Consider the following 21,796-nt stretch of genomic DNA (forward strand, 5'->3'; position numbering starts at 1 on the left):
TCTAGGAGATGTTGGGATTGAAGGTGAGCAGGACGTAGGTGCCCACCACCAACGTGATGAGCATCGAGATCACCAGCAGGGAGTTCAGCCAGAACTTGGTGGAGTCCTTGCGGGCGTAGTCGCCGATGATCGTGCGGATCCCGTTGCCGCCGTGCAGCTGAGCCAGCCACAGCAGCAGCAGGTCCCAGGTCTGCCAGAACGGCGAGGCCCAGCGCTGAGCGACGTAGTTGAAGTCGATCCGGTAGACGCCGCCGTCCCACATCAGCCCGATGAACAGGTGGCCCAGCGCCAGGAAGATCAGGACGACGCCGGAGAACCGCATGAACAGCCAGGCGTACTTCTCGAAGTTCGGCATGCCGGACCGCCGGCGCGGGGTGCGCGGGTTGTCCAGCCCGGCCGGGCGGTCGTGGCTGCGTTCCAGAATCGGAGCGGGCGGTCCCAGCCGGCTCTCGGGCGCGCTCACAGGAACCGCTCCGCCATGTGCATGCCGATGATCACCAGGGAAGGCACCATCACCAGCAGCCAGACCGCGGCCACACCCCACAGCATCTGGCGCTGATAGCGGGGGCCCTTCCACCAGAAGTCGATCAGGATGATCCGCACGCCGTTGAGTGCGTGATACAGCAGCGCGGCCACCAGGCCGATCTCCATCAGGCCGATGATCGGCGTCTTGTAGGTCTCGACGACTTCGTTGTAGGCCTGCGGGCTGACCCGTACCAGCGCGGTGTCCAGGACGTGGACGAAGAGGAAGAAGAAGATCGTGGTGCCGGTGATGCGATGCAGCACCCACGACCACATTCCGGGGTCACCGCGGTAAAGGGTGCGCCGTCGCCGCGTCGACTTGTCCCGCGGGGCCGGCACGACCGGTGCCGCTGTACTCATTCAGCGCCTCCAACACCATCGTTGCGTTATGGATTGGACTCTAACTCCGTTTGTACGGTCGAAAGAATTACGGTGCAGGGACAAGATGCGGCTTTTCGGCCTATTCGGCCGGTGGCGCGGTGGGTGACGAGCGGGGCGAGGCGGTTGGTGAATGCATTCAGTACGGGTGTGGTGCGCGACGCATGACCACTGAAATTCAATGGAAGTCGCTGCGCGACAAAGCAATCGAGGTTGCTGCTCGCGCCTATGCGCCGTATTCCGGGTTCCCGGTCGGGGCTGCGGCCCTGGTCGATGACGGTCGCGTGGTCACCGGCTGCAATGTGGAGAATGTCTCATATGGCCTAGGTCTCTGTGCCGAGTGCGCGGTGGTCTGCGCACTGGTTTCCACCGGTGGCGGACGGCTGCTGGCCGTGGCGGTCGTCGACGCCACCGGGGCCGCCCTGATGCCGTGCGGGCGTTGTCGTCAGTTGCTTCTCGAGCACGGCGGGCCCGACGTGCTCATCGATCACGCGGAGGGGCCGCGCCGGCTGGCCGAGCTGTTGCCCGACGCGTTCGGCCCTGATGACCTCGCCCGGGTGGAACGGGAAAAGCCGTGACGCAGTTCACATTCGATGCTCCGACGGTCATCCGGGTCAAACGTGACGGCGGCCGGCTCAGTGATGAGGCCGTCGACTGGGTGATCGACTCCTACACCCACGGCAGGGTCGCCGACGAACAGATGTCGGCGCTACTGATGGCGATCTTCCTGCGCGGGATGGATCGCGGCGAGATCTCCCGGTGGACGTCGGCGATGATCGCCTCCGGTGAGCGCCTGGACTTCAGCGACCTCGGCCGCCCGACGGTCGACAAGCATTCCACCGGTGGCGTCGGCGACAAGATCACCATTCCGCTGGTGCCCGTTGTCGCGGCCTGCGGTGCGGCGGTTCCGCAGGCCGCAGGCCGGGGACTCGGGCACACCGGCGGCACCCTGGACAAACTGGAGTCGATCCCGGGGTTCACCGCCGAGATCTCCAAAGCCCAAGTGCGCCAGCAGTTGTCCGAGATCGGTGCGGCGATCTTCGCCGCCGGGGAGCTGGCGCCGGCGGACCGCAAGATCTACGCGCTGCGCGATGTCACCGGCACGGTGGAGTCACTGCCGTTGATCGCCAGTTCGGTGATGAGCAAGAAGCTGGCCGAAGGCGCCGACGCGCTGGTGCTCGACGTCAAGGTCGGCCGCGGTGCCTTCCTGAAAACGGAAGCCGAGTCGAGGGAACTGGCGGCCACCATGGTGGAGCTGGGCCTGGCCCACGGGGTGCCGACCGTCGCCGTCCTGACCGATATGGACATCCCACTCGGCCGTACGGTCGGCAATGCCCTGGAGGTCGCCGAGTCACTCGAGGTGCTGGCCGGCGGCGGCCCCGACGACGTCGTGGAGCTGACGGTCCGGCTGGCGCGGGAGATGCTGGCTCTGGCCGGGATCGACGGCCGCGATCCGGCGCAGACCTTGCACGACGGCACCGCGATGGATCATTTTCGCGCCCTGGTCACCGCACAGGGCGGCGACGTTCACGCACAGCTTCCGATCGGTGCCCATTCCGAGACCGTGCCGGCACCGCGAGGCGGCACAATGGGTGACATCGACGCATTGGCGATGGGGCTTGCCGTCTGGCGACTCGGCGCGGGCCGGGCCGCCCCGGGCCAGCCTGTGCAATTCGGCGCCGGCATACGCATCCACCGCAGACCCGGGGAGCCGGTGAGCGCAGGCGAGCCGCTGTTCACCCTCTATACCGACACCCCGGAGCGGATCCCCGCCGCGATGGGCGAACTGGACGGTGCCTTCTCCGTCGTCGATGTCCCCCCGAAATCTCTTCCCGGGTCGCTGCGCTCCTGCCCGCCGAACCCACGCCCGCTCATCATCGATCGGATCTCCCGATGACCACACCGCTGACGCCGGAGATGATCGGCCGAGCACCCAAGGCGCTGTTGCACGACCACCTCGACGGGGGTCTGCGCCCGGGCACCGTCCTCGATATCGCCGGCCAGATCGGGTACGACGACCTGCCTGCCACCGACGAGGCCGGACTGGCCGAGTTTTTCCGCACCGCAGCGCACAGCGGGTCGCTGGTGCGCTACCTCGAACCCTTCGCCCACACCGTCGCCGTCATGCAGACCCCGGAGTCCTTACATCGGGTGGCGTTCGAATGCGTGGAGGATCTGGCAGCCGACAACGTGGTGTACGCCGAGGTGCGGTTCGCCCCGGAACTGCACATCGACGGCGGGTTGTCCCTCGACGCGGTGGTCGACGCGGTGCTGTCCGGCTTCGCCGACGGGGAGAAGGCCGCCGCGGCCGCGGGCCGGCCGATCGTGGTGCGCTGCCTCGTGACCGCGATGCGCCACGCCGCGCGATCGCGGGAGATCGCGGCGCTGGCGATCCGGTTCCGTGACAAGGGGGTGGTCGGGTTCGACATCGCCGGTGCGGAGGCCGGCTACCCGCCCACCCGGCACCTCGACGCGTTCGAGTACATGCGAAGCAACAACGCGCGCTTCACGATTCACGCCGGTGAGGCGTTCGGGCTGCCGTCGATCCACGAGGCGCTGGCCTACTGCGGCGCCGACCGGCTCGGCCACGGTGTGCGCATCGTCGACGACATCGAGGTGGGCCCGGACGGGACAGCGCGGCTGGGCCCGCTGGCCGCGATCCTGCGCGACAAGCGAATCCCGCTCGAGCTGTGCCCGAGTTCCAACGTCCAGACCGGTGCGGTGGCGAGCATCGCCGGCCATCCGTTCGACCTGCTCGCACGCCTGCGGTTCCGCGTCACCGTCAACACCGACAACCGCCTGATGAGCGACACCACCATGAGCCAGGAGATGGCCCGGCTGGTCGATGCGTTCGGCTACGGATGGAGCGACCTGGAGCGGTTCACCATCAATGCGATGAAATCGGCGTTCATCCACTTCGATGAGCGACTGGCCATCATCGACGAGGTGATCAAACCGCGCTATGCGGTCTTGATCGGCTGAGGCGACCTAGATGTGAGGCACATGACGGGCTCCTCCTTGTTTGCTCCATGGCGGCATGGCGGCCCGCGTGCCGGGCGAAGTCCGCCAACCGGGCGTACGATCCGATTTGCGGACCGGCATCCGCCACGAATTGTCCCGCCACCTCGTGATACGTCTGCGCCTACCAGTGCGATGTAACTTGGTGTGATGTCCAAGCGCGCCGTTTTGAGGGGCGTGTCACCACATAAGCTCCTCACGGGCTTGGGTCGGGTGATCGTTCGCCACCCTCTTCTCGTGATCGCTGCTTGGCTCGTGCTGGCCGGCGCTCTGCTGGCCCTCATCACCCCACTGGCCGTCGTCGCGGCCCGTAACCCGCCGGACTTCCTGCCCAAAGACGCGCCGGTGCTCGTCTCGGTCAAGAAGATGCAGGACGCCTTCCACGAAGCTGACGCGGGCAATTTCGCCGCCATCATCCTCAGCAACGAGAACGGGCTGACCCCGGCCGACGAGGACGCCTACCGGCGGATCGTCGACAAGCTCAAGGACGACGCCAAGAACGTCTCATCACTCCAGGATTTCGTGCGCACCCCGGAGCTGAAAGAGGTGATGACCAGCAAGGACGGCAAGGCCTGGAACCTGCCGGTCAGCATGACGGGCACCATGGGCACCCCGGAGGGTCAGGAGGCGTACCGCCACGTCATCGATACCGCGAACGAGCAGGCCAAAGGGTCCTCGCTGCAGGTCAACGTGGTCGGTGGCGCCTCGACGATCGAGGACATGAACGCGATCGGCGCCCGCGATCAGCACATGATCGAGATCGCCACGGTCGGGCTGGTGTTCACCATCCTGCTGCTGGTGTATCGAAGTCTGATCGCGATGCTGATGCCGCTGATCACCATCGGCATATCCCTCGTGGTCGCCCAACAGGCCGTCGCCGGCCTCGGCGAACTCGGGCTCGGGCTGGGCCCGCAGACCATGATGCTGATGACCGGCATGATCATGGGTGCCGGCATCGACTACGGCGTCTTCCTCTACAGCCGCTATCAAGAGCTCACAAAAACCGGGCTGGCATCCGACGATGCCCTGGTCGAGGCGCTGGCCTCCATCGGCGAGGTGATCGCCGGCTCGGCGGGCACCGTCGCGCTGACGTTCCTCGGGATGTCGTTCACCAAGCTGGCCATCTTCTCCACCGTCGGGCCCGCCCTGACGGTGACGATCGTCGTCGGGTTCCTGGCCTCGATCACCCTGTTACCGGCGTTCATCGTGCTTGCCGGCCGCCGGGGATGGGTCAAACAGCGCCGCGACATCACCGGCAGGCTGTGGCGCCGCTCCGGTGTGATGATCGTCCGGCGTCCGGTGCTGTTGTTGGTGACCAGCGTGCTGATCCTGGGTGGGTTGGCCGCCACGACGTCACTGATGAAGTTCAACTACGACGACCGCAAGAACCTCCCGCAGGACTCCGCCAGCAACCACGCCTACGAGGTGATGGACCGGCACTTCCCGATCAGCAGCACCCTGCAGCAGTTCCTGTTCATCGAGTCTCCCAACGACCTGCGCACCCCCAAGGCGCTGGCGGACATGGAGCAGATGGCCGCGCGTATCGCGCAGCTGCCCGACATCGACCTGGTGCGCGGCATCACCCGCCCGACCGGGGAGGTTCTCGAGCAGGCCAAGACCACCTATCAGGCCGGTGAAGTCGGCACCAAGCTCGGTGATGCGTCCAACCTGATCAGCACCAACGACGACAACCTCACCTTGCTCTCCGGCGGTGCCGGCAAGATGGCCGACGTTCTCGGCCAGATCCGCACCCAGGTCGTGGGATCGATCGCCAGCGTGCGCGGGCTCACCAGTGCGCTGGACGCCATGTCGCAGAAGTACGGCGGAGCCAAGACCCTGGACCAGATCGACAAGACCGCGTCGCTGGTGACCAGCATGCGCTCGCTGGGCGATTCATTGGGGCTGACCATTCTGCGAGTCACGGGCATCGGCGATTGGGCTGCGCCGATGCTCAACGCGCTCAACGTCTCTCCGGTGTGCGACGCGGATCCCGCCTGCGTCAACTCACGGTCGGATCTGCAGAAGATCGTCGACGTCGCCAACACCCCGGCCGTCAAGTCCATCGAGGAATTCGCTCGGGAACTCTCCAAGACCGACGGATCGCAAAAGCTCGACGAGGCCGTCCACGACCTGAGCCAAAACGTCAAGAAAGTGACGTCGGCCGCGCGCTCACTCGGCGTGGGCCAGCCCGGCGGGGTCGAGAAGAAACTCAACGATGCGGTCACCGGCGTCAACACGCTCGCCGACTCGAGTCGTCAACTCGCGCTGGGTGTTCAGACCCTCGTCGACCAGACCCGCAATCTGGGGCAGGGGCTGGACCAGGCGTCGTCGTTCCTGCTGGCGATGAAGCGGGAGGCTGCCGATCCGCCGATGTCGGGGTTCTACATCCCACCGCAGGTGTTGACGATGGAGGAGTTCAAGAAGGCGGCCAAGCTGTTCGTTTCCGAAGACGGCCACTCGGCCCGCTATCTGGTCCAGACGGCGCTGAACCCGTTCAGCACCGAGGCGATGGATCAGACCAAGCTGATCGTCAACACCGCGAACGCGGCCACCCCCAACACGCAGCTCGCCGGTTCCGAGATCTCGATGGTGGGCTTCTCGTCGATCAACGCCAACATCCGGGACTTCTACGACTCCGACTTCGTCTACATCCTGTGCATGACGCTGATCGTGGTCTTCCTGATTCTCGTTGTGCTGTTGCGTGCGATCGTCGCGCCGCTGTATCTGGTGCTGTCGGTGGTGCTGTCCTACGGCGCGGCGCTGGGCATCGGGGTTGTGCTGTTCCAATTCATCCTCGGCCAGGAATTGGCTTGGGGCGTGCCGGGAATCGCGTTCATGGTGCTTGTCGCGGTCGGCGCCGACTACAACCTGCTGTTGATATCCCGGATCCGCGACGAGGCGAAGTACGGTGTGCGCTCGGCCGTCATCCGCACTGTCGGAGCGACCGGCGGTGTCATCACCTCGGCGGGCCTGATCTTCGCGGCATCGATGATGGCCCTCACCGTCAGCAGCGTGCTCACCGCCGCGCAGATCGGCTTCGTGATCGGCGTCGGGCTGCTGCTGGACACCTTCCTGGTGCGCACGCTCACCGTGCCTGCGGCTGCCGTGCTGGTCGGTGACGCCAACTGGTGGCCGGCGAAACCGCCGCGCGTCAAGATCGAAGCCGCCCGGCGCGCCGCCGCGAGCGCTGCGGTAACCGCCCCCGTCGCGGTGCTCGACCATGACGCGCAGGACATCGAGGCGGCCGAGGAAGACACTCACAGCGAAACCGCCTGGGAAGGCGAAGGCGGAGCGACGCGGGACGACTAGAACCGGGGGTTGGGTACCCAGGGCATGAACCGCGCCGCCCAGCTCACCAGGTTGTCCGCGACCGCATCTTCGAGCCGGTACCGGGTGTTCACCGGGTCGTCGGTCCACAGCGACGAGATCACCTGAGCCAGACCGTCGATGCGCAACAGGTTGAACTCCGAGTCGTCCTCGAGTTTCATCTGGCGCAGTGCCGCCTGATAAGGGAGGTCGATGTGCAGCGGCTTCTCCAGCCCATCGATGGCGAACCCGGCGATGCCGTTGTCGTCCTCGACGCGACGGAGGCTGGCGCCCTTGGCATCTGGGATCGGGTGACCCATCGGGTCGCCGGTCAGCGTCGTCGTGCTGCCGGTCACGGAGAAGGATCCCTGGGACTGCCGGTATGGCTCGTGGACCTCGCCGACCTTTCCGCCGCGGAATCGGTACTCGATGTCCACGCCACCCTGCACACGCCTGCTGCGGGCCGATTTCGGCGGCAGCAATCCCAGCCACGACCGCACCAGTGCCAACGCGTGATACCGATAACCCATCTGCGACATGGCGACTCGGCTCACCTCGCCCAGCGCACCCGACCGGATCGCCTCCCCGACCAGGCGGTACTGCGGCAGGTTCATGAAGTCTTCCCCGACCCGGATCGGCGACCATCGGCGGAATTGGGCCAGCCGGGCGAGGTCGTCGAGACGTCCGACGCCGGGGGTGTCGATGACCAATGCGGCGCCGGGAGCCAGGTGGGCCAGCGATTTCAGCACCGCGACGTTGTTGGTCACCGTCACCGACACCAGGGCAAGGTCGATGTCGCCGGGTCGTAGTGTCCGGGGATCCTCGATCGCCGGCACACCCCAGCGCTCGGCCGCGCGGGATGCGTTCGCCAAGGTGCGGGAGTGGACTCCGACGACGTCGATGTGGGAGTCGAGCAGGCTCAACGCAGGAAGGAAAGCGTTGCGAACTCGGTATCCGGAACCGACGACCAGCGCCCGCAGCCGGCTACTGGGCTGCGTCACACAACGCCCGCGGCGGCCAGCGCACGGAAACCGACGGTCTGAGCGCGGATGTAGGCCGCCTGGGCCCGGGACAGCTCGTTGCGCGTCGTCGGCGGCAGCGGGGTGCCGGCCGGGATTTCCCCGCGGTCGGCCAGCGGGGTGGTGCTGCCCACCCGGTTCGCGTCGATCAGCGCCAGCAGCGCCGGATCGCTCAGGTGCGCCCGGGCGTCGGTGAACTCGGGCAGCCCGATCCGGTCGTTCGGCAGGCCGGCGGGCTGGAACGAGATCTTCAGCACGCGGCGGCGCACCGAACCGCGGTTCGGCGAGGCGCGGTGGAAGTAGGACCGGTTCCACATCGCGGCCGTGCCGACCGGGCCGATCAGCTGCACCGCGTCGCCGCCCGCGCGCATCCCGTTGTTGGGCCGGTGCGGATAGAACTCGAACGCGCCGTCGTCGGCGCCGACCGGTGACAGCAGGATGAAAATGCTGATGAAGGACGGGAAGTCGGGGGTATAGGACCGAATCGTCTCGGTGTCTCGGTGCCAGCCGAGCGGCTTGTCGCGGTGGATGTGCGGCCGGCCCTGGTTGGCGGCGATCTCGTAGCTGTGGCAGTGATACAGCAGGGCCGACGGGTGGATGCCGGCGATCAGCCGGCGCACCGGTTCGCTGAACAGCTCGGCGAAGATCCCGGTTTCGGCCAGGGCGTCGGCACTCGCGTACGACCGTCGCTCACCGTCGGTCCCGGCGAAGATCGGATCAAGCCGGCGATTCCAGTCTTCGACCAGCTCGACAGGCCACAGCCCGGTGACATCGGCGATGCCCTCGTTTGCCAGCAGGTCCGTCACACTCAGTGTCGACGTCACCAGTGATACCTCCTCAGCGAAATCCGCGATCCCACGCTACAGGGTATCGGTGCTGGCTGCGAGGGCCGTAGGTCACTGTTGAGCGAAGACAAACAGCCTGTGTTGGTAACCGTCGACGTTTGCCCAGTTCTCCTCGTGGAGGCTGGTGTAGCCGCGGTCCCGGAACAGCGTCCGGATGTCTTCTTCCAGGTAGCTGTTCAGCCAGCCCCGGCTGATCCGGTCGACGGACCCGAGCTTGGTGCGCCGGAACTGATCGTTGCTGTCCGGGCACCCGTAGGAGATCACGGCCCGCGGGACGAACGTCGACAGCCAGTCGAGCACCGACGGCACATCCTTCAGGTACTCCAGGACGCCCATGATCACGGCGACGTCGTAGGTGTCCTTGCCCAGATTCGGCAGCGGCCGCTCGTTGAGATCGCAGACGATCGTTCCCGGACCGCGGTCGACGAGGTCGGACGGTGTGTAGGTGCAGGACGGGTCGAGGTGCTTCTCGATGGCCCGGGTGCCCGCGCCGAACTCGATGACGCGACTGCCCGCCGGGATCAGTTCGGCGGCCCGCTTGGTCCGGGGCTCCCACTCCGAGTAGAGGTTCCGCGTGTCGGCCCACCGCTTGTAGTCGGTCTTCTGCCGCAGTGCGGCGATGATCCCCAACTTCGGGATGTGGACGCGGCTCACTGGATGTTCACCCCAACTGTTGTCGTGCCGTGACAGGTTTTCCGAAGGTTAGCACCCCACTTGCAGGTAGCCGGACGTGGTTTGCGGGAGAACCGACGCCGAAGTAAATTTCCGGCCGGTCAAATTCCGCAGGTGCGCACGCTGACACCTATGCCGGTGTCCCGTACGCCAGGAGCCTGGTGCCCAATGCGGCGTTTGCTGATAGAGTCTCCCACGCCTGGTCGGGGGGCGTGGGCGATCAATAAGGGGAGTGACCCGTATGCGACTAGCGGCTCGCAGCGCGGCGGTGGCGGTGGCCACCCTGGCAGCATTCTTGTCCTTGGTATTGCTGTCGACATCGACGGCGGCCCTCAAGCTCCTCGCAAGTGGCGCAACGGTTCTCGTGATGGGCGGAACCGGGCACTCCTTGTCGCCGGACGAGGACACCGATCAGTTCGTCCAGGACTACATGGCCAGCGCGGTCGGCAATTACGTCGCGCCCGCGTCGACCCTGGGCACCGGCGTCCCTGGTGGCCCCTACAACACGGTCGCCGTGATCACCCCGGAACAGTCCACCCCGAACAACGGCACCCTGACGTTCGATCAATCGGTCGCGCTGGGCCGCGAGAACCTCGACAACTGCATCAAGGCGACGGCGTCATGCAGCTACAACGACCAGGTGGGTTCCGTCGCGCCGGCTCCCGGCGACACATTCGTGGTCTACGGGTTCTCGCAGAGCTCGACGATCTCGACTCTCGAAAAGCGGGCGCTGGCAGCCGAATACGCTCCCGGTGAAGGCCCCGACGTCAGCTTCGTGCTGACCGCCAACGGCAACCGTCCGAACGGTGGATTCCTCGCCCGCGGCCGCGAGGGCGTCACGATCCCGGTCGGCCTGCCGTTCGGCGGGTCGACGTTCAACGGATCCACCCCGACCGACACCCAATACGACACGACCGACATCGCCGCGCAGTACGACGGCTGGTCGGACTTCCCGGTCAACCCGCTGAACCTGCTGGCCGTCGCGAACGCGATGATGGGCGTCGACTATCTGCATCTCGGCGGCACCTACGACAACACCACACTCACCGATCCGGGCGTGATCGATCAGGGCCAGTACGGCGACACGCACTACTACCTGATCTCCACGCCGGTCCTTCCGCTGCTGATGCCGCTGGAGAAGCTCGGGCCGCTCGGCCACGCGTTCGCCGACACCCTGGACGCTCCGCTGCGGGTGATCATCGAGTCGTCCTATGACCGCACCACCAGCCCGGGCGTGCCGACGTCGTGGAACGTCACCTATTTCCCGAATCCGGTGAAGTTCGCCCGCAACCTGATCGTCTCGATCCCCACGGGCTGGGACAACGGCATTCAGGACCTCACCGGCAAGCGCCCGTTCGGCACGACCCGGCCCGGGCCCTACGGAGTCGGCGGTCCTGACGTCACCTACACCACCCCGGATACCACCTCGGATTCGTCGAGTGCGGCGGCAACCACTGAGACGACCGCGGTGGCCGCCTCGGAGCCGACGGTCAAGAAGGCGACGGGTGGCCTCAAGCCGCACACCACAACGGCGACGAAGACCGCCGCCGCGGCGGCGACCGGAGGCAAGGACACGTCGTCGAAGAACACGTCGTCATCCAAGTCGACGACGACCAAGTCCTCGACGTCCTCGACGTCTTCGCACAACAACGGCGTCGGCGGCTCCAAGCGCGCGAAGGCGAGCGCAGGCTCCAGCAGCTAGCTACTCGCGGCGCAGCCGCGACTCGACGAAGCGCTCGATCTCGTCCCACTCTTTGACCGCGGCGGTGTACGGGCCGGCCGGCCGGGAGTTCTCCTCGGGATCCAGGACATAGTCGACCAGCTTGCCCAGCGGCCGGTCCTCGGCCAGCAGCTTGTCGACGGTCTCCTCCTCGGAGTACTCACCGACATCGCGCACCAGCTCGACCGCCAGCTCCAGCTGGTCGTGGTCGAGCGCGTCAGGGCCGTCGGCGATGTCGTCCGACAGCCCGGTCAGCACGTAGATGTTGTCCTCGGTGACGTCGACCCGCAGCGATCCGTCGGTGGCCGCGGTGCGGATGTCGTCATAGGTGCTCAAATCCGACAGGTCGTGGTCGTGCTCGTCGGCGAGGTAGCGGGCCAGCGCGCGCTCGGAGGTGAAGACGCTGATCCGGCCGTTACGGCCGAGGAAGATCGGCCTGTCGTCGAAGTAGCAGCGCAGCGTGTAGAACGTTCCCGAGCTGGCCTGGATGCGCACCGGGTCGATGCCGACCTCGGCCCAGAAGTCCTCCTGGCTGCCGAGCACGACGCCGTCCTGCGGCGCCCGCTCGTCGGCCTCCGCCGCGGTCGACTCGTCGTCACCGGAATCGTCGGCGTCCATCTCGGCGTCGGCCTCGGCCGAGGAGTCGATCTCCTCTTCGTAGGGCTCCTCGAGCTCGTCGGCGGCCAGCTTGGCGGCCCGTTCGTCGACCTCGGGCACGGTGATGACGTCGTCGATCGCCGCCAGCACGCTGTCCCAGCCGCGGGCGACGATGTCACCGACGACCCGCCACCGCTTGAGCCCCGGCTTGCCGCTGAACTGCTCGTAGCCGCCCGAGAGCAGGCCGAGGTTGGGGTTGCCGTTGAAGAACCGGGTCACGGCGGGCAGCTCACACACCGAACCGATCGAGGAGACGACGGCCATCGTGTTGGCCAGTGCGGTCACCGCTTCTTCGGTGGGCTTCTCCGACAGCAGCTCCTCGACCACCACCAGGTCGACTTCGCGGTCCGCCGCCGGCTGGAGCTTGTGCGCGTTCGCCTGGGTCAGGTCCTTCCACGCAGGATGATCGGTGAGGTCGTTGTCGGTGTTGGTGCGCACGAACGCGGCCAGGTCTGCGACCGACTCGAAGGCGAACAGGTCATCGTCCTTGCCGAGGAACGCCTCCCACTCGTCACCACCTTCGCGCCAGCGGGGCGCCCACAGCGTGTACAGGTCACCAGCGGTCACGCCCACGCGCACCGGAACGAGCTCAGCCATGCCGCACAGCCTAACGACGCTTGCTGGCGGGTAGCCTGCCCCCCGTGGGGAGGCTGCGCCGCGCAGTGGCGATTCTGGCGACTGTCGGTGTGTCTGCCGCCGGCATCCTGGCCGTCACCGGGTATTTCTTGTTCACCCGCCCGCACGGTGACCCGCTGGCCAAAGCCGACGCGATCGTCGTACTCGGCGGCGACAACGACGGTCGCTGGGAGTACGGTCTGAACCTGGCCAGGCAGGGTTACGCCAGCACCGTGCTGCTGTCCAACGCCTACTCCGACCGGCCTGCCGAGCTGTCGGAGTTCCGGCAGGCGTGCGCGTCCAGCACGGCGACGATCACCGTCCTGTGTTTCATCCCCGACCCGTTCACCACGCGCGGCGAGGCGATGTACGTAGCTCGGCTGGCCAAGGAACACAACTGGACCCATGTGATCGTGGTGTCGTGGAACTACCACATGCTGCGCGCCCGCTACATCTTTCATCAGTGCTTCGACGGTGAGGTCACGATGCGTCCGGTGCCGCGGTCCTACGACTACCCGCCGTGGCGGTGGGCCGCGGAGTACGGCTACCAGTACGCAGGGTTCGTCAAAGCCCTTCTGCTGGGCTGCGATGCGGGCTGAGGCTCCTCTACTCTCTGCGCATGGATGTGTGCGTGATCGACCACCCGCTGGCCCGCGCGCGGCTGACCACTCTGCGTGACGAGCGCACCGACAACGCGGCCTTCCGGTCCGCGCTGCGCGACCTGACCCACATGCTGGTCTACGAGGCCACCCGGGACGCGGCGTGCGCCGAGATCACCGTTCGCACTCCCATCGCCGAAACGGCAGGGTCACGGCTGGCCTACCCGCCGCTGCTGGTTCCGGTCCTGCGGGCCGGGTTGGGGATGGTCGACCAGGCGCACGCGCTGATCCCCGAAGCGAAGGTGGGTTTCGTCGGGGTGGCCCGGAACGAGACCACGCATCAGCCGACGCCGTACCTGGAGTCGCTGCCCGACGACCTGAGCGCCCAACCGGTCATAGTGCTGGACCCGATGCTGGCGACCGGCGGCTCGATGGCGCACACCATCGGGCTGCTGCACCAGCGGGGCGCGCGCGACATCACCCTGGTGTGTGTGGTCTGCGCACCGGAAGGCATTGCGGCGGTGGCAGAAGTCGCCCCCGCTGCGCGCCTGTTCACCGCAACCATCGACGACGGTCTCAACGACGTCGCCTACATCGTGCCCGGTCTCGGTGATGCCGGTGACCGCCAGTTCGGGCCGCGCTGACTACCAGCTCTGCGCGGTGGCCAGCAGCTGCTGCTGCACCGCGGCCGCGCGCTCGCGGATCTTGGCCAGATCGGCACCCACGGCCAAGCCGACTTCGGTGTAGCACTTGACTTTCGGCTCGGTACCCGAGGGGCGAACCACCACCCGCACCGTGGTCTGCTGATCGCCGCCGGTGAGGAACACCGCGTCGCCGTCCACGGTGGCGCCGACCGGAAAGCCCGCGAGCTCGGCGGGCGGGTCGGCGCGCAGCCGGTCCATCATCGCTGCCGCCTCGACCGCGTCGGCCACCCGTCGCGACAACGCCGCGGTGGTGTGCACGCCGTGGCGCAGGGCCAGCCGGTCGAGGGCATCGGTTATCGAAATGCCCTGGGCGCCACTGTGCGCCACCAAGTCGCAGGCGAGCACCGCGGCGCTGATGCCGTCCTTGTCCCGGACCGCGGCCGGGTCGACGCAATGACCGATGGCCTCCTCGTAGGCGTACACCAGTCTGAACCCGGTCAGCTCGGCGTCGGCGCGGGCAAGCCATTTGAACCCGGTCAGCGTCACGACGTGCCGGGCGCCGTAGTCGGCGGCGATCTTGCCGAGCAGCGTGGACGACACCACACTGTTGGCCACCACGCTGGTGGCGGCGTCCGTGGCGTCGAGGGTTGACAGGATGTAATCGCCGAGCAGCCAACCTGTTTCGTCACCGGACAGCATTCGCCAGCCGTCGGGCGTGGGAATGCCGACGGCGCAGCGGTCGGCGTCGGGATCCAGCGCGATGGCGATGTCGGCGCCTATCTCGTCGGCCAGCTGCAGCAGCGCATCCGCCGCGCCTGGCTCCTCGGGGTTGGGAAAGGCGACTGTCGGGAAGTCCGGGTCGGGCGCGAATTGGCTTGCCACCGTGTGCACATCGCCGAATCCGGCAGTGCGCAGAGTGCGCATGGCGAGCTCACCGCCGACGCCGTGCAGGGCCGTCAACGCCACTCGCGGATTGCCGTGGTCGCCGCGTCGCACCATCGCCGCGCGGGTGACGTATGCGTCGATCAGCGTGTCGTCGGCAGGGTGTACGGGCCGCCGCGGGATCTGGTCGGCGGGCGGCGCTGTGGTGATCGCCGCTTCGATCTCCCGGTCGGTGGGGGAGATGATCTGCAGCCCGCCGTCGAAGTAGACCTTGTAGCCGTTGTCGGTCCGCGGATTGTGTGAGGCCGTGATCTGCACCCCCGCGGCGGCCCCGGTGTGCCGGACCGCGAACGCGACGACCGGGGTCGGCACCGGATGGTCCCAGGTGATCACCGAAAATCCCTGAGCGGCAAAGACTTCAGCGGCGGCGATGGCGAACGGAACCGATCCGTGCCGCGCGTCACGGCCCACCACGACGGTGGACCCGCCGAGGCCGCGCTCGGTCAGCACGCGGCTCACCGCCCAGGTGGCGCGCACCACGATGGCGAGGTTCATCGAATCCGGGCCGCCGCGTACCGGGCCGCGCAGACCTGCGGTGCCGAACGTCAGCGGCTTCGCGAACCGGGCAGCGCGTTCGCCGGGATCCAGGGCGGCCAGCTCGGCCGCCGTGACCGGATCAGGATCGTGGGCGATCCAGTCCTCTTCAGTCATGAGGCCAGTTTGCGCAGTACCGGCGCGGTGAGCATCAACAGATTGAACTCCAGCTCGGAGAGCCGGCTACGCATCATGTCCTGCAGCCACGCGTCGCGCTGGGCCCGGTCGCGCAACAGCAGCTCCAATCCGTCATCGGTGAGCTCGACGAGCTGGCGGCGGCGATCGGCGTCATCCGGGCGGCGAGACAGCAGTCCGCGCGACTCGAGCTCGTTGATGCTGTCGGTCAATGACTGGACCCGAACCTGCAGGCGAGCGGCGATCTCGGCGGGCGTCGTCACCCCCGCGCGGCTCACATCGCCGAGAAGCTCGAGCTGGCTGAGCGTCAGCCCGTTGTCGGGGCGGTGCCTGCGAAGCTGACGGGCCAGCGCCATCATGGCCTCGCGCAGCTCGGTGGCCGCTTCCGACGGTGCGATGCTTACGGTCATATTCCAAGTTATACCTTGCTAGTCAGTGAGTTTTATCGCGTGAAACGCGGGTAGCAGACGCTAATAAATAAGGGCATACTTGGAATTATGCGGTGGATATTGCTGGTGGTGGCGACGATCGGAGTCACTGTCCCGCTGGATCGCCTGGGCGTCCCGTCCGCCGCGCTGTTCGCCGCCTTGCTGGTCGGCATCGTGCTCGCGATCGCCCGGTTGGCGCCCGCCAGCGTGCCGCGCCGCGCGGGCCTGGCCGCCCAAGGTGTACTCGGTGTCTACATCGGCACCATGGTGCATTCCGACGCACTCTCGGCCCTGGGGCCGAACTGGCCGGCGGTGCTCGGCGTCGGCGTGATCACGCTGCTCCTCAGTATCGGCGCCGGCGCACTGCTCGGCCTGCACCGTGACATCAGCGCTCTGACCGGCGCGCTGGCCCTGGTCGCAGGCGGAGCGTCTGGACTGGTGGCGATCGCGCGTGAGCTCGGCGGAGACGATCGTGTCGTCGCCGTCGTCCAATACCTGCGCGTCGCGGTGATCACCGCATCGATGCCCGTCGTCGTCACCCTCGTGTATCGCGCCGAACGGTCCGCGCACGCCGTGCGGGCCACCCAATCCCATTCAGCGCCTTGGTATCTGAGCCTGGCGATGATCGTCGCGCTGGTGGTCGTCGGGGCGGTGGCCGGCCGGTTGGCCCGGCTGCCCGGATCGGGCCTGCTCGGTCCGATGGCGCTGACGATCGTGGCCGAACTCAGTGGGGTGTCCTTCGGGCTTGCCGTGCCCGCGGTGCTGGTGTCGGTGTCCTACATGCTGATCGGCTGGCAGGCCGGGGTGGCGTTCACCCGCGAATCACTCCGGGCGATCGAACGCCTCCTGCCGACCGCGCTCGGATTGATCGTGCTGCTCAACGTCGCGACCGCCGGCCTCGGTGTGGCGCTGTCCACGATCACCGGCGTCAGCATGCTCGACGGCTATCTGGCCACCAGTCCGGGCGGTATCTACGCGGTGCTGGCCACTGCGGTGGAGACCGGTTCCAATGTCACCTTCATCATCGCCGCGCAGGTGCTGCGGGTCCTGCTGATGTTGTTCGCCGCACCGATGCTGGCCCGCGGATTCGTCCGGCTGGCCTACAGACGCGACAGGACCGACGCCAGCAGCGAGCCCATCGCGGTGGCCGACGCGCGGCCGGCGGCCAGAACCTCGTCGTGACTGAGCGGCTCGCCGGTCATCCCGGCAGCCAGGTTCGTCACCAGCGACAATCCCAGCACCTCGGCGCCGGCTGCCCGCGCGGCGATGGTTTCGTGCACCGTCGACATCCCGACCAGGTCGGCACCCAGCGTGCGGAGCATCCGGATCTCGGCGGGCGTCTCGTAATGCGGACCGGGCACCCCGGCGTAGACGCCCTCGGCCAGGCTCGGGTCCACGTCGCGGGCCAGCGCGCGCAGCCGCGGGGAGTACGCGTCGACCAGGTCGACGAACTGCGCACCGACCAGCGGTGAGCGGGCCGTGAGGTTCAGGTGATCGGCGATCAGCACCGGTTGGCCGACCTGATACTCGGGTCGCAGCCCGCCTGCGGCGTTGGTCAACACCACGACCTGTGCGCCCGCGGCCCGGGCGGTCCGCACCGGGTGGACGATCGTGCGCAGGTCGTGGCCCTCGTAGGCGTGGATGCGGCCCAGCAGCACCAGCACGTTGTGCGAACCCAACGGCACCGACAGCACCCGGCCGCGATGGCCCAGCGCCGACGGCGGTGTGAAGCCGGGAATCGTCGCCATCGGGATCTCGGCGACGGGCGTACCGAGCGCCGCGGCCGCGGGCGCCCACCCCGATCCGAGGACAACGGCGACGTCGTGCCGCGGTATGCCGCTGTGCTCGGCGATCACCGCTGCGGCATGCTCGGCGTCTGGACTCACAGCCAGCGAGCCTAGTCGTGAATGCGATACTGCGTTGATGCCCACAGCCACAGCGTCGACCCGCGTCGAGGACGTGGTCGCGGCTCGTGGTGGCGATCTGATCGAACTCTCGCACGCCATCCACGCCGAGCCCGAACTCGCCTTCGACGAGCACCGCAGCTGCGCCAAGGCACAGGTGCTGGTGGCCGAACGAGGCTTCCAGATCAGCGCGGCGGCGGGCGGATTGGACACCGCGTTCCGCGCCGATTTCGGGTCCGGCCCGCTGGTGATCGGGATCTGCGCCGAATACGACGCGCTGCCCGGCATCGGCCACGCCTGCGGACACAACATCATCGCGGCATCGGCGGTCGGCACCGCCCTGGCGCTGGCCGAGGTGGCCGACGAACTGGGGCTCACCGTCGCTCTGATCGGCACCCCCGCCGAGGAGTCCGGTGGCGGCAAGGCGCTGCTGATCGAGGCCGGGGTGTTCGACGACGTCGCCGCGGCCGTCATGCTGCATCCCGGGCCGATCGACATCGCCGCCGCGCGCTCGCTGGCGCTCTCCGAGGTGGTCGTCACCTATACCGGGCGGGAGTCGCATGCGGCCGTCGCGCCGCATCTGGGTGTCAACGCCGCTGACGCGGTGACCGTCGCGCAGGTGGCGATCGGCTTGCTGCGCCAGCAGATGGCGCCCGGTCAGCTGACCCACGGCATCGTCACCGAGGGCGGATCGGCCACGAACATCATCCCCGGCCGGGCCCGGCTGCAGTACACGATGCGGGCCCCTGCCACCGATTCGCTGCAGGAACTGGAGGCCAAGATGCGCGGCTGCTTCGTGGCGGGTGCGGTCGCGACCGGATGTGAATACGAGATCGCCGAAGCCGCGCCCCCGTACGCCGAGCTGACCCCGGATCGGTGGCTGGCCGAGGTGTTCCGCGACGAGATGATCACGATGGGTCGCAGTCCGGTGCCCGCCGAGGTGGAGGCCGCCATGCCGCTGGGGAGTACCGATATGGGCAATGTGACGCAGCTGCTGCCGGGCATCCACCCGGTGGTCGGCATCGAATCGGGCGGCGCGGTGATCCACCAGCCCGGCTTCACCGTCGCGGCCGCCGGCCCCAGTGGCGACCGCGCCGTCACCGAGGGTGCAATCATGTTGGCGCGCACCGTGGTTCGGTTGGCGCAGACGCCCGCCGAGCGAGATCGGGTGCTGGAGCTGCGAGACCGTCGGGGGGTGCGGGCATGAGCATCGCCGATACGACCGAGTCCTGGTTGGCCAGCCACTTCGACGATCTGGTGCAGTGGCGCCGCCACATCCACCGGTATCCCGAGCTCGGTCGCCAGGAGTTCGCCACCACCCAGTTCGTCGCCGACCGCCTCGTCGAGGCCGGCCTGAACCCGAAGGTGCTGCCGGGCGGGACGGGACTGACGTGTGACTTCGGGCCCGAGCACGCGCCGCGGATCGCGCTGCGCGCCGATATGGACGCGCTGCCGATGGCCGAGCGCACCGGTGCGCCGTACAGCTCGACCATGCCGAACATCGCGCACGCCTGCGGGCACGACGCGCACACCGCGATGCTGATCGGCGCAGCGACCGCACTGGCGTCGGTGCCCGAGCTGCCGGTGGGTGTGCGCCTGATCTTCCAGGCCGCCGAGGAGCTGATGCCCGGTGGCGCGATCGACGCGATCGCCGCCGGTGCGCTGGTGGGGGTTTCGCGAATCTTCGCGCTGCACTGCGATCCCCGCCTCGCGGTGGGCCGGGTCGCGATCATTCCTGGACCGATCACGTCGGCGGCGGACTCGATCGAGATCACGCTGACGTCGCCCGGCGGCCACACGTCGCGGCCGCACCTGACCTCGGATCTGGTCTACGGGATGGGCACGCTGATCACCGGGCTGCCCGGGGTGCTGTCCCGGCGCGTCGATCCGCGGCACTCGACCGTCATGGTCTGGGGCGCGGCCAATGCCGGTGTTGCGGCCAACGCGATCCCGCAGTCCGGGTCGCTGGCGGGCACGGTGCGGACCGCAAGCCGGGAAACCTGGGTTGGCATGGAAAGTCTTGTGCAGGAGATTGTTTCGGGACTTCTTGCTCCGCTGGGCATCGAACACACCCTGCACTACCATCGCGGTGTGCCGCCGGTGGTCAACGAGGAGCGCTCGACGCAGATCATGACGCACGCGATCGAGGCGGTGGCGCCCGACGCACTCGCCGACACCCGTCAGTCCGGCGGCGGTGAGGACTTCTCCTGGTATCTGGAGGAGGTGCCCGGCGCGATGGCGCGGCTCGGGGTGTGGAGCGGGCGCGGACCGCAGCTGGACCTGCACCAGCCGACGTTCGACCTCGACGAGCGGGCACTTGCAGTAGGGGTTCGAGTTCTGGTCAACATCGTCGAGCAATCCGCGGGGTATTGATGAAGCTTTTGGTCACCGGCGGCGCGGGCTATGTCGGCAGCGTGTGCGCCCAGGTGCTGGTGGAGCAGGGGCACGAGGTTGTCGTCGTCGACGATCTGTCCACAGGCAACGCTGACGCGGTGCCGTCCGGTGCGCGGTTCGTCGAGGCCGACATGGTCGATGTCGCACCGGAACTGCTCGGCGACCGATCCTTTGACGGCGTCTTGCACTTCGCCGCGAAGATCATGGTGGGCGAGTCGGTTGAGGCGCCGGAGCGGTACTGGGACGGCAACGTCATCAAGACGCTGCACTTGCTGGAGGCGATCCGCCTTGCCGGTGTGCCGCGGTTGGTGTTCTCCTCGACTGCGGCCACCTACGGCGAACCGGAGTCGGTGCCGATCACCGAGGACGCGCCGACCAAGCCGACCAGCGCCTACGGCGCCACGAAGCTGGCGATCGACCATGCGATCACGTCGTACGCCATCGCGCACGGGCTGGCCGCGACCAGTCTGCGGTACTTCAACATCGCCGGGGCGTACGCCGGACTGGGGGAGCGCCACCCGGTCGAGTCGCACCTGATTCCACTGGTGCTGCAGGTCGCCACCGGGCAGCGCCAGGAGATCCTGGTGTTCGGCAACGACTGGCCGACGCCGGATGGGACCTGCATTCGCGACTACATCCATGTTCGCGATCTGGCCGACGCGCACCTGCTGGCGCTGCAGAACTCCAAGCCCGGCGAACATCAGATCTACAACCTGGGCAACGGCACCGGCTTTTCGGTCCGCGAGGTGATCGCCAGCTGTGAGCGGATTACCGGTACGTCGATCGCGGCGCGTGACGTCGAACGCCGAGCGGGCGACCCGGCCGTGCTCATCGCGTCGAGTGAGAAGGCCATCACCGAGCTCGGGTGGAAGCCTCAGCACACCACGATTGACGAGATCGTCTCCGACGCTTGGGAATTCGCTCGCTCGCGCTGATCTAGCCGCTGCCGTGGCCCGGGCCGACATTGCTCGCGGGCCGGGTGCGCAGGTCGTGCACGTACTCGGCGGGGGCGCCTGCAATCTCGGCGGCGTCGGCCATCACACCGATGTAGCGCGCCGACGGTAGACCGCCCTCCCAGGCGTCCAGCACATACAGCCAGGCGAGCACGGGATCGGTTGTGGTGTCCGTCGATTCGCATTCGATGCGGCATCTGATCTTCTTGTGGAAGCCGAGCTCGGAGCCTTCCCAGCGGTCCAGGTTCGCCTCGTCGGCCGGTGTCATGTCATAGAGCACCACGAACACCTTGGAGCCGGGGTCCTCGACCAGGGTCGCCAGCGCGCCCTCCCAGCCGATGTCCTCCCCGGCGAAGGTCAGCCGCCAGCCGTGCAGCCAGCCGGTTCCGGCCATCGGGGAGTGCGGCGCACGCTCCAGCATCTGCTCGGGATGCATGTTGGATCCATACGCGGCGTAGAGCGGCACGGGGAAAGCCTAGAGCGTCCGCTCGCCGGGAGCGCAGGGACCGGG

Annotated in this window: 21 protein-coding genes; 11 read left to right on the forward strand and 10 right to left on the reverse strand. The window is 67.7% G+C overall.

The genetic code is table 11. From position 1 onward, the window contains the following. Nucleotide 1: 1 nt before the first annotated feature. Both G6N32_RS06135 and sdhC read right to left on the reverse strand, forming a co-directional pair. The gene (locus G6N32_RS06135) at nucleotides 2–442 is read right to left on the reverse strand and encodes a succinate dehydrogenase hydrophobic membrane anchor subunit (RefSeq protein ID WP_172507247.1); all 441 of its coding nucleotides are present in this window, start codon (nucleotides 440–442) and stop codon (nucleotides 2–4) included. Between the two features lie 17 nt (nucleotides 443–459). Continuing rightward, complete coding sequence (gene sdhC, locus G6N32_RS06140) at nucleotides 460–882, reverse strand: succinate dehydrogenase, cytochrome b556 subunit (RefSeq protein ID WP_081845012.1); 423 nt, start codon at nucleotides 880–882, stop codon at nucleotides 460–462. Between the two features lie 182 nt (nucleotides 883–1,064). On the opposite strand from sdhC, the gene G6N32_RS06145 reads away from it, so the two are divergent. From G6N32_RS06145 to G6N32_RS06160, 4 genes are all read left to right on the forward strand, one after another. After that, nucleotides 1,065–1,478, forward strand: a complete 414-nt coding sequence (locus G6N32_RS06145) for a cytidine deaminase (protein ID WP_115316760.1) — start codon at nucleotides 1,065–1,067, stop codon at nucleotides 1,476–1,478. Beyond that, nucleotides 1,475–2,797 carry a thymidine phosphorylase gene (locus G6N32_RS06150; RefSeq protein WP_115316759.1) on the forward strand — a complete coding sequence of 441 codons (1,323 nt, stop codon included), beginning with the start codon at nucleotides 1,475–1,477 and terminating at the stop codon, nucleotides 2,795–2,797. Before G6N32_RS06145 ends, G6N32_RS06150 begins: the two co-directional genes overlap by 4 nt. Further along, complete coding sequence (locus tag G6N32_RS06155) at nucleotides 2,794–3,882, forward strand: adenosine deaminase (protein ID WP_115316758.1); 1,089 nt, start codon at nucleotides 2,794–2,796, stop codon at nucleotides 3,880–3,882. Before G6N32_RS06150 ends, G6N32_RS06155 begins: the two co-directional genes overlap by 4 nt. A 186-nt stretch (nucleotides 3,883–4,068) precedes the next feature. Then, nucleotides 4,069–7,227 carry an MMPL/RND family transporter gene (locus G6N32_RS06160; RefSeq protein ID WP_115316757.1) on the forward strand — a complete coding sequence of 1,053 codons (3,159 nt, stop codon included), beginning with the start codon at nucleotides 4,069–4,071 and terminating at the stop codon, nucleotides 7,225–7,227. Here G6N32_RS06160 and G6N32_RS06165 read toward each other — a convergent pair. From G6N32_RS06165 to G6N32_RS06175, 3 genes are all read right to left on the reverse strand, one after another. Then, nucleotides 7,224–8,225 (reverse strand): Gfo/Idh/MocA family oxidoreductase, encoded by a 1,002-nt coding sequence (locus tag G6N32_RS06165; RefSeq protein ID WP_163789154.1) that lies wholly within the window; start codon nucleotides 8,223–8,225, stop codon nucleotides 7,224–7,226. The two genes, G6N32_RS06160 and G6N32_RS06165, sit on opposite strands and share 4 nt — an antisense overlap. Beyond that, nucleotides 8,222–9,067: a phytanoyl-CoA dioxygenase family protein gene (locus tag G6N32_RS06170; protein WP_163789156.1), complete on the reverse strand. Its 846-nt coding sequence runs from the start codon at nucleotides 9,065–9,067 to the stop codon at nucleotides 8,222–8,224. The genes G6N32_RS06165 and G6N32_RS06170 overlap by 4 nt, the downstream gene beginning before the upstream one ends. Nucleotides 9,068–9,139: 72 nt before the next feature. Then, entirely contained in the window at nucleotides 9,140–9,742 is a 603-nt protein-coding gene (locus tag G6N32_RS06175) for a class I SAM-dependent methyltransferase (RefSeq protein WP_115316755.1), read from the reverse strand. Nucleotides 9,743–10,001: 259 nt separating this feature from the next. Between G6N32_RS06175 and G6N32_RS06180 the strand changes: the two genes are divergently transcribed. Then, a complete protein-coding gene (locus G6N32_RS06180) occupies nucleotides 10,002–11,462 on the forward strand; it encodes a PE-PPE domain-containing protein (RefSeq protein WP_115316754.1) in 1,461 nt (486 codons plus the stop codon). Here G6N32_RS06180 and satS read toward each other — a convergent pair whose 3' ends face one another. Beyond that, the gene (gene satS / locus G6N32_RS06185) at nucleotides 11,463–12,734 is read right to left on the reverse strand and encodes a protein export chaperone SatS (RefSeq protein ID WP_115316753.1); all 1,272 of its coding nucleotides are present in this window, start codon (nucleotides 12,732–12,734) and stop codon (nucleotides 11,463–11,465) included. Nucleotides 12,735–12,778: 44 nt separating this feature from the next. Between satS and G6N32_RS06190 the strand changes: the two genes are divergently transcribed. Together G6N32_RS06190 and upp are read left to right on the forward strand one after the other, a co-directional pair. Next, nucleotides 12,779–13,351 (forward strand): YdcF family protein, encoded by a 573-nt coding sequence (locus tag G6N32_RS06190; RefSeq protein ID WP_115316752.1) that lies wholly within the window; start codon nucleotides 12,779–12,781, stop codon nucleotides 13,349–13,351. A gap of 20 nt (nucleotides 13,352–13,371) precedes the next feature. Next, a complete protein-coding gene (gene upp / locus G6N32_RS06195; RefSeq protein ID WP_115316751.1) occupies nucleotides 13,372–13,995 on the forward strand; it encodes a uracil phosphoribosyltransferase in 624 nt (207 codons plus the stop codon). Here upp and G6N32_RS06200 read toward each other — a convergent pair whose 3' ends face one another. Both G6N32_RS06200 and G6N32_RS06205 read right to left on the reverse strand, forming a co-directional pair. Then, nucleotides 13,996–15,588: a phospho-sugar mutase gene (locus G6N32_RS06200; protein WP_115316750.1), complete on the reverse strand. Its 1,593-nt coding sequence runs from the start codon at nucleotides 15,586–15,588 to the stop codon at nucleotides 13,996–13,998. Next, the gene (locus tag G6N32_RS06205; protein ID WP_115316749.1) at nucleotides 15,585–16,016 is read right to left on the reverse strand and encodes a MarR family winged helix-turn-helix transcriptional regulator; all 432 of its coding nucleotides are present in this window, start codon (nucleotides 16,014–16,016) and stop codon (nucleotides 15,585–15,587) included. The genes G6N32_RS06200 and G6N32_RS06205 overlap by 4 nt, the downstream gene beginning before the upstream one ends. Nucleotides 16,017–16,103: 87 nt before the next feature. Between G6N32_RS06205 and G6N32_RS06210 the strand changes: the two genes are divergently transcribed. Next, nucleotides 16,104–17,216, forward strand: coding sequence for an AbrB family protein (locus G6N32_RS06210; protein WP_115316748.1), 1,113 nt, complete (start codon nucleotides 16,104–16,106; stop codon nucleotides 17,214–17,216). Here G6N32_RS06210 and G6N32_RS06215 read toward each other — a convergent pair. Beyond that, complete coding sequence (locus tag G6N32_RS06215) at nucleotides 17,135–17,920, reverse strand: purine-nucleoside phosphorylase (protein ID WP_232077526.1); 786 nt, start codon at nucleotides 17,918–17,920, stop codon at nucleotides 17,135–17,137. The two genes, G6N32_RS06210 and G6N32_RS06215, sit on opposite strands and share 82 nt — an antisense overlap. Nucleotides 17,921–17,957: 37 nt before the next feature. Here G6N32_RS06215 and G6N32_RS06220 point away from each other — a divergent pair, with 37 nt between their 5' ends. Genes G6N32_RS06220 through galE form a run of 3 tightly spaced genes read left to right on the forward strand, consistent with a single transcriptional unit; the run spans nucleotide 17,958 to nucleotide 21,267 of the window. Then, a complete protein-coding gene (locus tag G6N32_RS06220) occupies nucleotides 17,958–19,145 on the forward strand; it encodes a M20 family metallopeptidase (protein WP_115316747.1) in 1,188 nt (395 codons plus the stop codon). Further along, nucleotides 19,142–20,311, forward strand: a complete 1,170-nt coding sequence (locus G6N32_RS06225) for an amidohydrolase (RefSeq protein WP_036340433.1) — start codon at nucleotides 19,142–19,144, stop codon at nucleotides 20,309–20,311. The genes G6N32_RS06220 and G6N32_RS06225 overlap by 4 nt, the downstream gene beginning before the upstream one ends. Next, complete coding sequence (gene galE / locus G6N32_RS06230) at nucleotides 20,311–21,267, forward strand: UDP-glucose 4-epimerase GalE (RefSeq protein WP_115316746.1); 957 nt, start codon at nucleotides 20,311–20,313, stop codon at nucleotides 21,265–21,267. Before G6N32_RS06225 ends, galE begins: the two co-directional genes overlap by 1 nt. A gap of 1 nt (nucleotide 21,268) precedes the next feature. Here galE and G6N32_RS06235 read toward each other — a convergent pair whose 3' ends face one another. Continuing rightward, entirely contained in the window at nucleotides 21,269–21,751 is a 483-nt protein-coding gene (locus G6N32_RS06235; protein WP_115316745.1) for a gamma-glutamylcyclotransferase family protein, read from the reverse strand. Between the last annotated feature and the right edge of the window lie 45 nt (nucleotides 21,752–21,796).

The sequence above is a fragment of the Mycolicibacterium aichiense genome, from assembly GCF_010726245.1.
GTDB lineage: Bacteria > Actinomycetota > Actinomycetes > Mycobacteriales > Mycobacteriaceae > Mycobacterium > Mycobacterium aichiense.

Excerpts from the sequence above, each read along its gene's own strand:
- sdhC (WP_081845012.1), bottom strand. The coding sequence starts at position 882 with ATGAGTACAGCGGCACCGGTCGTGCCGGCCCCGCGGGACAAGTCGACG.
- G6N32_RS06145 (WP_115316760.1), top strand. The coding sequence starts at position 1,065 with ATGACCACTGAAATTCAATGGAAGTCGCTGCGCGACAAAGCAATCGAG.
- G6N32_RS06155 (WP_115316758.1), top strand. The coding sequence starts at position 2,794 with ATGACCACACCGCTGACGCCGGAGATGATCGGCCGAGCACCCAAGGCG.
- G6N32_RS06160 (WP_115316757.1), top strand. The coding sequence starts at position 4,069 with ATGTCCAAGCGCGCCGTTTTGAGGGGCGTGTCACCACATAAGCTCCTC.
- G6N32_RS06180 (WP_115316754.1), top strand. The coding sequence starts at position 10,002 with ATGCGACTAGCGGCTCGCAGCGCGGCGGTGGCGGTGGCCACCCTGGCA.
- satS (WP_115316753.1), bottom strand. The coding sequence starts at position 12,734 with ATGGCTGAGCTCGTTCCGGTGCGCGTGGGCGTGACCGCTGGTGACCTG.
- upp (WP_115316751.1), top strand. The coding sequence starts at position 13,372 with ATGGATGTGTGCGTGATCGACCACCCGCTGGCCCGCGCGCGGCTGACC.
- G6N32_RS06200 (WP_115316750.1), bottom strand. The coding sequence starts at position 15,588 with ATGACTGAAGAGGACTGGATCGCCCACGATCCTGATCCGGTCACGGCG.
- G6N32_RS06205 (WP_115316749.1), bottom strand. The coding sequence starts at position 16,016 with ATGACCGTAAGCATCGCACCGTCGGAAGCGGCCACCGAGCTGCGCGAG.
- G6N32_RS06210 (WP_115316748.1), top strand. The coding sequence starts at position 16,104 with ATGCGGTGGATATTGCTGGTGGTGGCGACGATCGGAGTCACTGTCCCG.
- G6N32_RS06220 (WP_115316747.1), top strand. The coding sequence starts at position 17,958 with ATGCCCACAGCCACAGCGTCGACCCGCGTCGAGGACGTGGTCGCGGCT.
- G6N32_RS06225 (WP_036340433.1), top strand. The coding sequence starts at position 19,142 with ATGAGCATCGCCGATACGACCGAGTCCTGGTTGGCCAGCCACTTCGAC.
- galE (WP_115316746.1), top strand. The coding sequence starts at position 20,311 with ATGAAGCTTTTGGTCACCGGCGGCGCGGGCTATGTCGGCAGCGTGTGC.